We start from the raw sequence: 13,111 nt of genomic DNA, 5'->3' as shown, positions 1-13,111 counted from the left end.
AAAAAAGAAATAAAAACACCATAAAAAAACTCCCGCTTATCTTGTAAACGGGAGTTTTGTTTTAAAATATTAAAAGAAAAATATATTATTCTTTATACAGGATAATAGTGGCTTTATATCCGGTACCCACATTCCATTGACTAGCCTGAATAACAGTGCCTTTATCATCAAAAACCTGAAATTCGGCAGTATTAGGCGAAGCAGAACCTTCGTTTAAGGCTTCAAAATCTATTTTGTTGATTCCTTTTACCAAATCTATTTTGAATCCCTGAAAATCTCCATTTAATAAAACTTCAGGCACAATGACTTTATCATTCAGGTACACTTTGATTTTATCGCCATCTACAAAAGCAGCATCACGATAACGAATGGTCGAAACGGATGAGTTGGTTACAAAACCTCCTAAATATTCATTTCGTCTGTAAAAAATTCCCTCAACATTGGCTTCCGGTTTGTAGAGATTATTGTTTTTATAAAGATCCTCAGGATTAATTTTTAAAACAGTTGGCTCCTTTGGAAGCGGATTTTCCGGAGGTGGAGGAGTTTCTGTTGGAGGTATAGGTTCTTTAAACTCAGAATTTTTTGAAGGAATAGGTTTGTATTTTCCATTCACTTCCTTTTGTGCATATCCGTTTAACGTAATACCAATTATAATAAGTAAAAAGTGTAATCTTTTCATATGTAAATTAAATGCAATTAATAAATAATATCCTTTTATATAAACAGGTAAACAAGGCATTTATTGCCCTTATAAGGTTCTTATATTAATTTGAATACTTACTAAGTTACGCATTAAAATTGGTTTTTTAATGGTTATTTTTTATAGTATGGTTTTGGTTTACAGTTTTTTATGTTTGCTAAATGCTCTTTTTAAGACAAGACTAAATAATCTGTTTTACATTCAGAAAAAAGTTAAACTATAAATGGAGTTTACATTTTAATTTTTTACAGTTGCTGAAAGGTATTAAAATGAATGTTGAACTTTTTGTGCATTTGTATAATCTAAATATAAAAATGGAGTTATGAATGGCTTAACCATTTTTAGGCACATGTTTAATTTATTTGTCAATATATACTTATTTTAAAGGTTTTCAGCGATATTGGAACAACCTAAACACTTCTTAATGTAGTGTTTTTTACACGCTTATTTTACTGGGATTTTCTACAAAAAAAGACTGATTTTCAGTTGACAGATAACAAAAAATATTGTTCATTTGCGCTTTAATTTAGAATAAGTATAAATAAGAATAATATGAAAAAAATAATACCAGTTTTTCACTCTTCTTTTAAATTTCTATTTCAGAAAATAGAAAGTTTAAAACTTAATTTTACTCTTTTAATTTCGTTTTTTCTGTTGATGAATATTGGTTTGCTTCAGGCTCAGACATCGTATACAGGGCAAATTACAGGTGTTGTGATCACAAACGACGGAACAGCAGGACAAGGAGTAGTGGTAAAATTAAGCGAAACCAATAAAAGCGCCGTAACCAATTCTGCCGGAAATTATGAGTTTAAAAAACTTCCATTAGGTAAATATACGGTAGAAGTGATCATGAACGGATATGCGCCAACCGTTGAAACTGTAGAGATTTCAGAACAGTCTCCATCAGCAGTGGCAGATCTTAAGTTAAACTCTTCTTCTCAGAATCTTGAAGATGTCGTAGTTCGTTCGGGAGGAAATCGTTTTGCGAAAAAAGAAAGTATCGATGTGGCTAAAATGCCATTAAAAAACATCGAAAATTCGCAGGTTTATATCATTGTAAGCAAGGAATTAATGAAGGAACAAGTAGTAACAGATTACAACAGTGCGTTTAAAAATGTTCCCGGTGCCGGTATTGCCGAAGTTCGAAACCAAGGCCGTACGACTTCAATGTCAAGAGGTTTTCCGACTCCGCAAGTGGTTAGAAACGGAGTAGGAAGTTTTACTTATACCACGATTGATCCTTCAAATTTAGAGCGTATCGAGGTTATTAAAGGGCCATCGGCAACGCTTTTTGGAAGTACATTGTCTTCTTTTGGTGGTTTGTTTAACCGCGTTACAAAAAAGCCTTTTGACACTTTTAAAGGAGAAGTTTCATATTCGGCAGCGAGTTGGGATCTTAACCGTTTAACATTTGATGTAAATACGCCACTAAATCAGGATAAAACTGCTTTATTGAGGATTAATACGGCAATGCATAGCGAAAGAAGTTTTCAGGATGCCGGATTTAATAAAAACTTTTCGTTTGCGCCAAGCTTTTCCTATGAAATAAACGATAGATTAAGCCTTTTGATTGATATTGAATTTAGTGCTTACAAAGCTACTTCGCCAACCAGATTGGCTCCGTATGCAAAAGGAACAGCAACGAGTATCGAAGATCTTCAGATTCCGTATAAACTATCTTTTGCCAACAATACAATTAATTATACGAGTCAGCAATACAATATATTCGCTCAGTTAAAATACAAAATGTCTGACGAATGGACTTCGCAAACCGTTATATCACGAACAAGATCATCATCTGATGGTTATGTGGTAGCTTTGCAAATGATGTCTAACACGACCATAAGACAACAGGTAACATATCAGGAATCTCCATTTTACGGAACTGATATTCAGCAAAATTTTATCGGAAAGTTTAATATCGGACCACTTAAAAACAGGGTAGTAGCAGGGTTCGATTTTTACAGCCTTCGTGCCACGCGTAATGATGCTATTGTAAACATGCCGGCAATGGATTATAAAAAGCCGGGAGATGCTTATAACAATTTCAATATCGAAAGAGTTGCGCCGCTATTTGCAACGGCAAAGTTCAACAACTTTGTGTCTAACAATGAAAATACCTATAGTGCTTATGCATCAGATGTTTTGAATGTAACTGACCGATTAATCGCGATGGCAGGATTACGTGTCGATCGTTATGAAAATAAAGGAACCTATTATCCAAGTCGTGATTCTATTGCAGGAAATTATAATCAGACAGCATTATCTCCAAAATTTGGTTTGGTTTATCAGCTTATGAAAGATAAAATTGCTGTTTTTGGAAATTACATGAATGGATTTAGCAATGTTTCCGGTTCTGATTTTAACGGAAACACCTTCAAACCTAATCAGGCGAATCAGTTAGAAGGAGGGTTTAAGTTTGATTTAAACAAAATATCAGCAACTCTTAGTTATTATGATATTAAAGTAACAGATATTACCCGTGATGATCCGGATCATGTCAATTTTTCAATCCAGGATGGTACCCAGGTCAGCAGAGGTTTCGAGGCTGAGTTGATTGCAAATCCTATTTCGGGATTAAATATTGTGGCGGGTTACACTTATAATGACAGTAAATATACCAAGAGTAACGCCAGTGTCGAAGGTTTGCGCCCGTCTACTTCCGGATCGCCGCGAACGGCTAATTTATGGGCGAGTTACCGTGTAGTAAATGGTTCGGCTAAAGGTCTGGGAATTGGTTTTGGAGGAATTTACGGAAGCGAATATTATCAAACCAATACCACTACTTTTAAGTTTACAATTCCGTCGTATACCGTATTAGATTGTTCTCTTTTTTATGATCAGCCAAAATACAGACTGGGTATTAAAGTAGACAATCTGACAAACGAAAAGTATTGGTCATACCGCCTTGCTGCTCAAAACCCAACACGTATTACAGGAAATATAACGTTTAAATTTTAAAACGGTTTCCTGAAAAAGAATAATTAAAAAGAGGAGAACTTAGGTGGAAGTAATGCCACTAAAGTTCTCCTCTTTGATTTTAATATGATTTGAAATTCCGCTTTTAATGCGAAACGAATTTTAGTCCAATGATAGAACCAATCAAAGTACTGAGAAAAAGTATTCTTAAGAAAGTTACAGGTTCTTTAAACACAATAATTCCGAGTAAAACAGTTCCAACAGCACCAATTCCTGTCCAGACCACATAAACAGTTCCTATGGGCAAAGCCTGAATAACTTTGATTAAAAGTCCCATACTCATTACGATCGAAATAGCAAAAGCCACATACCATAAATACATTTCGTTTCCTGTAGTTTCTTTTGCTTTTCCTAAACAAAAGGCGAAGATTACTTCAAATAATCCCGCAATCACTAATAATATCCAATTCATCTTTTTATATTTTGGTACAAAATTCCGAAATGGAGTACTGGGAAAATTTTACAAATGTTAAAAAATGAAATTATTTTATTTCAGACCTTATGCGGCTTAAACTTACCTGAGTTATGCCTAAAAACGAAGCAATATGTCCTAATTGTATGCGTAAAAGCAAATCAGGATTGTTTTGCAGTAATTCTGCGTAACGTTCTGTAGCGGTACGAAATTGTCTGGATATCAAACGTTCTTCTGTTTTAAGCAATTCTTTTTCGGCAAACTTTCTTCCCCAGTTCGCAATGTGAATATCATTGGCAAAAAGTGTTTGTAGTTTCTCGGTTTTCAAATGATACAATTCACAATCTTCCAATAATTCGATATCTTCGTAACCTTTCTCATTGGCGACATAACTTTTCATAGACAAAAGTGTGTCTCCTTCTTTGCCAAACCAAAATGTCACTTCGTTGCTGTCTCTGTTGGCATAAGCCCTGGCAATCCCTTTTTTGATGAAATAAATACTGGTTTCTATTTTTTCGGCTCTTATCAGGATATATCCTTTTGGATAACTGATTTCGTCGACACAGTTTTCAAGCAAAAGTCTTGATTTTTCCGGTAAAGAATATATCCGATTTAGTATTTGTGGTATTTCCATTATCAGAAATTATTTTTAGTTTTAAAAAAAGCTGGTGTTTTTAAATCTCTTTTGTTAATCGATCCATTTCTTTCAGTAGCGTTGGAATCCTAAATTCACCCGCCATACTTTCGACTTTTTCGAAAGCATCTTCCAGATCAATACCAATGGCTGTAACATATAAAGGCTTTTTACTATCGCCTCTTACCAAAGCTTTTTTATCTTTTTCGATTGAGGCAAAATTGGTTTTGGCAACACCAATTATTGGAATTTCCCTGTTTAGTTTTTCATACAAATGTCCGCCTAAACCATATTTTTTATCATCATCCAGATAAACAAAACCATCTATAATAATAACCTGAACCGTTTTTAAATCGATTTGATTTAATAAACTCAAAATACAGGGCAATTCTCTGCGATAAAATTCTCCCGGAACATAGTCTTCTACATTTTCGATTATTTCAGTGTGAACTTTGTAGTTTTCACTTTCATTCCAGTTTAAAAATTCAAGACAAACAGTTTTGGCTTTTCCGTCAAAATAATACGTATCAAAAGCCAGTATTTTAGCATTATGGGTCATAGTTTTTTGGGTTTCATAGTATCAACGATATTTGAGATTGTGGTACTATTTTATTTTAGATATGAAGATAAACATTGCGTTGTAGCGCAATGTCTGCTGATTTTACAAATGCTAATATAAAACTAATTTCAGGATCAGAAATAAATTATTTTTGAGTTGTATTTAAGATTCTCATGAACAGGATTTTTTCTTATTTTGATTTAGGACAGAAGAAGCACAATCAATGAAAAAAAAGTTAATTTAAGAGAATGTATTATAACGACTACAAAAAAATAATCTGAAATTAATAATATTTCAGCATTTTATAAATTATGCTGGTATAAATTAAATTTCTATTATTGAATTCTTATAAAATGGTAAAACTTGCTTAGATCTTACTTAAGGTTAGGAATTATTTTGCCACTTGCCTTAAATTTGTGAGGTGCGAAAAATTATTAGTTACATATTCATCTTTCTAATTGTTTCCAATATTGGATTCTTTCAGCAGTTTTATAAATTGCCGGTATTGATCGAACATTACAATGAACATCAGCAAAGACATAATGTAAGTTTTATTAATTTTCTGGAAATGCATTATTGGGGAGAAGACATCAACGATAATGATTCTGATCGCGACATGCAGCTTCCGTTCAAGCATATTTCCAGCGCTTCGTTTCAGTTGGTATTTATTCCCACAGAAAAACACTCTTTTGATATTCCTTTTAATGCTGATTTTTCAGAATCAGACATAATTCCGTTTACTTCAAACTTATATTCTAATCCCGCTTTATTTTCGGTATTCAGACCTCCTTTGGCATAATTTAATTTTCTAAGATTTTTATTGTGGTCATGACATTTTTATGTTTTGGCTATAACAGTATTATTTCAAAAAAATTAAATAAAATTATGCTCAATAAGATCATTCAATTTTCAGTTAAAAATAAACTGGTAATTGGGGTTTTCACTTTGCTGTGGATTATCTACGGTGTTTTTGAAGTTACCCGTTTACCAATTGATGCCGTTCCTGACATTACCAACAATCAGGTTCAGATTATTACAACTGCTCCGTCTTTGGGAGCAGAAGATGTAGAACGTTTAATCACTTTCCCTATCGAGCAGGCGATTAGCAATATTCCGCAGCTTAAAGAAAGCCGAAGTATTTCCCGTTTCGGACTTTCGTTAGTTACGATTGTATTTGCCGATGATACCGATGTATATTGGGCACGTCAACAAGTGGCAGAACGTTTGCAAAAAGTAGAAATTGCAGAGAATGCCAGTATTCCAGAAATGGCTCCGGCAACAACAGGTTTGGGCGAAATCTACCAATATGTTTTAAAACCACAACCCGGTTATGAAACCAAATATTCTCTCGAAGATTTACGTACCATTCAGGATTGGACGATTCGAAGACAACTTCTGGGAACTCCCGGAATTGCAGATGTGGCAACTTTTGGAGGAAAGCTAAAACAATACGAAATTGCTGTAAATCCGTCGAGATTAAAAGCACAAAACCTGACTATAAAAGAAGTTTTTACAGCCTTAAGCAGTAATAACGAAAATACGGGAGGTGCTTATATTGAAAAAGGCCCAACTGTATTATATATCCGAAGTGTTGGATTAAAGCGAAATATTAAAGACATTCAAAATATCATTGTCAAAAATACACAGGCAGGAACGCCAATTTTAATCAAGGATATTGCCGAAGTAAAAATGTCCTCGGCGATACGTTACGGCGCTTTAACGACAGATGATATTGGTGAATCTGTTGGTGGAATCGTGATGATGTTAAAAGGCGAAAATGCCAATAATGTTATCGTCGATGTAAAAAAACGTGTTGCCGAAATCGAAAAAATTCTGCCAAAAGGCTTAAAAATAGAACCTTTTTTAGATCGTACCAAAATGGTTGACAATGCGATTGGTACAGTTGAGAAAAACCTGATCGAAGGTGCTTTGATTGTTGTTCTGGTTCTGGTGCTTTTTCTGGGGAATTTAAGAGCAGGATTTATCGTGGCTTCTGTTATTCCGCTAGCGATGCTGTTTGCCATTATTATGATGAATACTTTCGGCGTAAGCGGAAATTTGATGAGTCTTGGTGCTCTCGATTTTGGTTTAATTGTCGATGGCGCCGTGATCATTGTCGAAGCAATTTTACATCACATTCATAGTGCCAAAAAATACAAAGGAATCGATACCATTTCGCAGGAAGAAATGGATAAAGAAGTGACAGGTTCTGCAGGACGAATGATGAATGCTGCAGTATTTGGACAAATCATTATTTTGATTGTTTACCTGCCAATATTATCACTTGAAGGTATTGAAGGGAAAATGTTCAAACCAATGGCACAAACCGTTGCATTTGCCATTTTGGGTGCATTTATTCTGTCACTTACTTATGTTCCAATGGTAAGCGCTTTGTTCATCAGCAAAAAGGTTAGTCATAAACTGAATCTTTCTGACCGAATTATGATAAAATTGGAAGGGCTTTATGAAAACTGGCTGTCCAAAGCTTTAATGATGAAAAAAGGAATTGTCATTTCGGCCTTTGTTTTATTCGGGATTGCTTTGCTGATTTTCAGCCGAATGGGAGGAGAGTTTATTCCGCAGTTAGAGGAAGGAGATTTTGCTGTAGAAACCCGATTGTTGTTAGGAACTAATCTTTCGACAACAACAGAAACCATTCAAAAAATTTCAAATAAACTTAAAACTGAATATCCAGAAGTCGAAAAAGTCGTTTCGAGAATAGGAAGTGCTGAAATTCCAACCGATCCAATGCCTATTGAAGGCGGTGATATGATTATTGTGCTAAAAGATAAATCAGAATGGACAAGTGCTTCTTCGTTTCCCGAACTGGCAGATAAAATGACCGAAACCGTAAAACAAACAGCTCCGGGAGTTACAACAGGTTTTCAGTTTCCGGTACAAATGCGTTTTAATGAATTAATGACCGGAGCCAAACAGGATTTGGTTTGTAAAATTTACGGAGAAGATTTAAATAAACTAGCTGAATATGCTGAAAAACTTGGTTCAATTAGTAAAACGGTCGAAGGCGCAACAGATTTGTATGTTGAAAAAGTAACCGGAATGCCTCAAATCGTGATTGATTATGACTGGGCAGAAATGGCGAAATACGGGATTTATGTTTCAGATATCAATCAAACCGTAAATGCTGCGTTTGCAGGAGCTGTAGCCGGAAGTATTTACGAAGGCGAAAAGCGTTTTGATATGGTTGTAAGAGTTGAAGCCAGCGGAAGAAAAGACATTTCGGATGTTAGAAATCTATTAATTTCTACGCGTTCGGGAATGCAGATTCCGTTGTATCAGGTGGCTTCGGTAAAAGAAGTGGAAGGACCTAATCAAATTCAGCGTGAGGATGCTAAAAGAAGAATTATTGTTGGATTTAACGTAAGAGGCCGTGATGTAGAATCGATTGTGGAGGAATTACAGAAAAAAGTCGACAGTCAAATCAAATTTGATCCGGGATATTACATTACCTATGGCGGTACTTTCGAGAATCTGCAACAGGCAAAATCACGTTTGGGCATTGCTGTTCCGGCAGCTTTGTTTATGATTTTGGCTTTATTGTATTTTGCTTTTAGATCTTTTAAAGAAGGAATTATCATTTTTACCGCTATTCCGTTATCTGCAATTGGTGGTGTTTTTGGACTTGCCTTGCGAGATATGCCTTTTAGTATTTCAGCTGGTGTTGGTTTTATTGCTCTTTTTGGTGTAGCCGTATTAAACGGAATTGTTTTAATATCTGAATTTAACCGAATACAAAAGCAGGGTGAAATTACAGATGCGTTTCAAATTATCATTACAGGAACCAAAAACAGGTTACGTCCTGTATTAATGACCGCTGCGGTGGCCTCTTTAGGGTTTCTGCCAATGGCTTTGAGTAACGGAGCAGGAGCAGAGGTTCAACGCCCGTTAGCAACAGTTGTTATTGGCGGATTGATAACAGCAACTTTGCTGACTCTTTTTGTACTTCCGGCAATTTATTTAATGACGTATCATACTAAAGTATTTTCGAAAAAAATCAAAAAACATAAAATGGATAAACTGAGTTTATTGCTTATAGCTTTATTGATTACAGTTTCAGTACAATCGCAGCAAAAACCTGTTTCTCTGGATGAATCTTTGTCGATTGCACTTCAGAATAACAGAAGAATTAAATCGGCTCATCTTAATGAAAAGTCTAAAGAACAATTGCAAAAATCGGCTTATGATATTCCAAAATTGGCTTTAGATGCCGATTATGGTCAGTTCAACAGCGGCGTTAATGATTCCCGTTTTGGCGTGAGTCAGACTTTTGCTTTCCCTACTTTGTACAGTAATCAGAAAAAAGCTTTGCAGGAAAATTATAATGTTGCCAAAGCTGCTTCACAACTGACTTCGCAACAGATTAAATCGAATGTGAGAAGCTTGTTTTATTATTATATCTGGCTGAATAGTAAAAAAGAATTATTGGCTTACGCCGATTCTATCTACAGGTTAATGGAACAGAAATCTGATTTGCGTTATAAAACGGGAGAAACTAATGTATTAGAAAAAAGCGCTTCTCAATCGGCAAGACAGTTTTATACCAATCAGCTTACGATGGTCAATAAAGATATTGCAATTACGTTGAAATCTTTTAATACCATATTGCAGGATAGTGTGGTGCATGTTCCGGCTTCGGCAAACATTAAAAATGATTTTGCTATTTTGTTAAACGAAAAAATTAATACAGCAGAACTTCCTCAAATTCAACTTTCAAATCATGAAGCAGAAGCTGCAAAATGGAAATGGAAAGCCGAACAGGCTAAATTAATGCCGGATATTACAGTAGGATATAATAATTTAAGCATCATTGGTGCACAAACCAGTGCTGCAGGGCAGGAAGTATATTACGACAGCAGCCACAGATTTAGTTATGTGAATTTGGGATTATCTATTCCGCTATTCTTTTCGAGTCAATCTTCACGCAATAAAGCGGCAAAAATCGAATACGAAAATTACAAAATGATGGCCGAATCGGTAAAAATCGAAATGACAACAGAAATCGCCAACGCTGTAAGTGAAGCCGAAAAGTATAAAGAAAGCCTTTATTATTATGAAAACGAAGGACTTAAAAATGCGACTGTTATTATTGATGCGGCAAATAGTCAGCTGGAAAACGGTGATATTGATTACTTGCAATGGGTTTTAGTTGTAAATCAGGCGATTACCATCAAAAATGAATATCTCGACAGGATTAACGATTACAATAAAGCGATCATAAATCTTCAAACTCTCACTAATTTATAAGATAATGAAAACATATATCATCACGATTTTTGGTCTTTTGTTTCTGGTTTCGTGCCATAGTGATAAAAAGAATCAGGAGAAAGAAACAGTGCAAAAACAGGAAAACACCATTCAGTTAAGCAACGAACAAATTAAAAATGCAGGACTTGTTGTGGGAAATCCGGAAGAAAGAACAGTAAAAGGAATATTACAGCTTCAGGGAACTGTAACCGTTCCGCCAAAAAGTGTCGTTTCGGTTAGTATTCCGCTTGGCGGCTATATAAAAAAAACAAATTTAATGGCAGGAATGCATGTTCGAAAAGGGCAATTATTAGCCGTTGTCGAGGATATGCAATACATACAACTGCAACAGGATTATCTTACGGCGAAAGAAAAATTTCAGTTGGCTAAAAGTGAATACGACCGCCAAAAAGAGCTAAATGCGAAGAAAGCAAGCAGTGATAAATTGTATGAACAAACAGCTACAGAAATGCAGACACAGCGTATTTATATGGCTTCGCTGGCACAAAAATTATCGTTATTAGGGATTAATGTAAAAACGCTTTCGGCTTCAAATATCAGTAAAACGGTTTCGATTGTTTCGCCTATAATTGGTGTTGTGTCTAAGATTAATGTAAATGTCGGGAAATATATTGCCCCAACAGATATGCTTTTTGAACTAATGGAAATGAGTGATATTGTATTGGTTATGAATGCTTTTGAAAAAGATGTTCATTTGCTTTCGACAGGACAAACAGTAAGTGCTTTTACGAATGCTAATCCTTCGAAGAGATTCTCTGCAAAGATTGCGTATATCAACCGCAGTCTTAACGACGATCGTGCTGCTGAAGTTATTTGTAAAGTTAATCAATACGATAACGCATTAATTCCGGGACTTTTTATTAATGCTGAAGCAGAATTTGAAAACGAAAAAGCCATTACAGTTCCGGAAGATGCAGTAGTAAGATGGCAAGGTAAGTTTTTTGTTTTCGCTTTAAGCGGAAATAATCAATACAAAATGGTTGTGGTAGAACCGGGAACTACGACTGATGGTTTCCGTCAAATTAAATCTTCGGTAATTGATAAATCGTCAAAAATTGTAATTAAGAATGCTTATACGCTTTTGATGACTTTTATGAATGGCGGAGATGAATAGGTAAGTCGAAAGTTTAAAAGTCATAAAGTCAAAAGAACTTATTTTAATTAATGTTGTTAGAATCAATTTGTAGCGTTCTCTCTGATTTTTAAACTTAGGATACTATATGTGATTTTTGCTTAAAAAAGAAAATTTAGTTAATTGTTGGTAAGAGGGCAGTCCGGATTTGGACTGCTCTTTTCTTTTTAAGTAGTCTGAACCCCAAAAATATATCCTACAAGTGCTGACATTACCATTGCAAAAGTTCCCCAAATACAAATACGAAGCACTGCTTTTAATATGTTTGAGCCTCCTACTTTAGCCGCTAAAATTCCTGAAAAAGCCAAAAAGAGTATCGAAAAGGCATATTGATAGAATACCATATCGTGTATGGGAGCAAAAATTGCCACCAAAACTGGAAGCAATCCTCCAATAATAAAGGATACAGCCGATGCAAAAGCAGCTATTAGTGGATTTGCCTGTGTGATTTCGTTTATTCCCAGCTCATCTCTTGCGTGTGCTTCGAGCGCATCATAAGCCGTTAGTTCCATAGCAACCTGTCGGGCTAAAGGTTTACTTAGACCTCTTTGTACATAAATATCAGTGAGTTCTTCGAGTTCGATTTCGGGCATGGTTTTCAGGGCATGACTTTCCCTTTTTAAATCAGCTGCTTCAACATCAGATTGTGAACTTACAGATACGTATTCTCCTGCTGCCATAGAAAGAGCTCCGGCTACCAAACCTGCTACTGCGGCTAGTAAAATAGGCTCTCGTGTAGTAGTGGCTGCAGCAACACCAATAACTAAACTGGTTGTAGATAAAATTCCGTCGTTTGCACCCAAAACAGCTGCTCTTAACCAGCCGCTTCTATTGATATAATGATTTTCAGCTTCCATTAGTACGCTTTTTGTAATTTCATTATGAAGTTACTCCAAAAAAGCGTTTGGTTACCAGAGAAAGGCTAATAGAATGATTCTAAATTTTCAGAGGAATAGATAGATCTTTGCAATATTGAGCTACTGAGGTGAGGATTGATATTTTTTCTGAATCAAAATATATTTCGCTCCTCCGGAGCTTTTTTATTTTTCTTATTGCAATTCTATAAATATTTTACCCCGCTTGGGGTCTTGCGGATAGAATAATTTTTTATAAATATTCCAGCTATTTTTTCAGAATCTAAATATATTTCGCTTCTATGGAGCTTTTTTATTTTTCTGATTGCAATTCTATAAAAATTTTACCCCGCTGGGGTCTTGTGGATAGAATAATTTTTTATAAATATTCCAGTTTCAGAGAAGCGAAATGTTTATAGCAAAGAATAGATCTTTGCAATATAAAGCTCCATAGGAGCGATATTTTTTCAGAATCTAAATATATTTCGCTTCTATGGAGCTTTTTTATTTTTCTTATTGCAATTCTATAAATATTTTACCCCGCTGGGGTCT

Annotated in this window: 9 protein-coding genes; 4 read left to right on the top strand and 5 right to left on the bottom strand. The window is 35.1% G+C overall.

The genetic code is table 11. The features are described 5' to 3' along the window. Positions 1-85: 85 nt before the first annotated feature. Positions 86-679 (bottom strand): hypothetical protein, encoded by a 594-nt coding sequence (locus A4F88_RS03635; RefSeq protein WP_068841467.1) that lies wholly within the window; start codon positions 677-679, stop codon positions 86-88. 573 nt (positions 680-1,252) lie between these two features. On the opposite strand from A4F88_RS03635, the gene A4F88_RS03630 reads away from it, so the two are divergent. Further along, positions 1,253-3,664 carry a TonB-dependent receptor gene (locus A4F88_RS03630; RefSeq protein ID WP_073075409.1) on the top strand — a complete coding sequence of 804 codons (2,412 nt, stop codon included), beginning with the start codon at positions 1,253-1,255 and terminating at the stop codon, positions 3,662-3,664. 103 nt (positions 3,665-3,767) lie between these two features. On the opposite strand, the gene A4F88_RS03625 is transcribed toward A4F88_RS03630, so the two are convergent. From A4F88_RS03625 to A4F88_RS03615, 3 genes are all read right to left on the bottom strand, one after another. Then, complete coding sequence (locus A4F88_RS03625; protein ID WP_068841145.1) at positions 3,768-4,094, bottom strand: DMT family transporter; 327 nt, start codon at positions 4,092-4,094, stop codon at positions 3,768-3,770. A 70-nt stretch (positions 4,095-4,164) separates the two neighbouring features. After that, on the bottom strand, positions 4,165-4,728 hold the full coding sequence (locus A4F88_RS03620; RefSeq protein ID WP_068841144.1) for a Crp/Fnr family transcriptional regulator: 564 nt from the start codon (positions 4,726-4,728) through the stop codon (positions 4,165-4,167). 40 nt (positions 4,729-4,768) lie between these two features. After that, complete coding sequence (locus A4F88_RS03615; protein WP_068841143.1) at positions 4,769-5,287, bottom strand: endonuclease V; 519 nt, start codon at positions 5,285-5,287, stop codon at positions 4,769-4,771. Positions 5,288-5,708: 421 nt separating this feature from the next. Between A4F88_RS03615 and A4F88_RS03610 the strand changes: the two genes are divergently transcribed. The 3 genes from A4F88_RS03610 (at position 5,709) to A4F88_RS03600 (ending at position 11,687) form a co-directional block, all read left to right on the top strand. Next, positions 5,709-6,086, top strand: coding sequence for a hypothetical protein (locus A4F88_RS03610; protein ID WP_068841142.1), 378 nt, complete (start codon positions 5,709-5,711; stop codon positions 6,084-6,086). 86 nt (positions 6,087-6,172) lie between these two features. Next, on the top strand, positions 6,173-10,552 hold the full coding sequence (locus tag A4F88_RS03605) for a CusA/CzcA family heavy metal efflux RND transporter (protein ID WP_068841465.1): 4,380 nt from the start codon (positions 6,173-6,175) through the stop codon (positions 10,550-10,552). A gap of 4 nt (positions 10,553-10,556) precedes the next feature. Beyond that, positions 10,557-11,687, top strand: coding sequence for an efflux RND transporter periplasmic adaptor subunit (locus A4F88_RS03600; RefSeq protein ID WP_068841141.1), 1,131 nt, complete (start codon positions 10,557-10,559; stop codon positions 11,685-11,687). Positions 11,688-11,872: 185 nt separating this feature from the next. On the opposite strand, the gene A4F88_RS03595 is transcribed toward A4F88_RS03600, so the two are convergent. Then, positions 11,873-12,562, bottom strand: coding sequence for a VIT1/CCC1 transporter family protein (locus A4F88_RS03595; RefSeq protein ID WP_068841140.1), 690 nt, complete (start codon positions 12,560-12,562; stop codon positions 11,873-11,875). Positions 12,563-13,111: the final 549 nt, after the last annotated feature.

This window comes from Flavobacterium chilense, from assembly GCF_001602525.1.
Lineage (GTDB): Bacteria > Bacteroidota > Bacteroidia > Flavobacteriales > Flavobacteriaceae > Flavobacterium > Flavobacterium chilense.
This window is presented reverse-complemented; position numbering and strand designations above follow the sequence as displayed.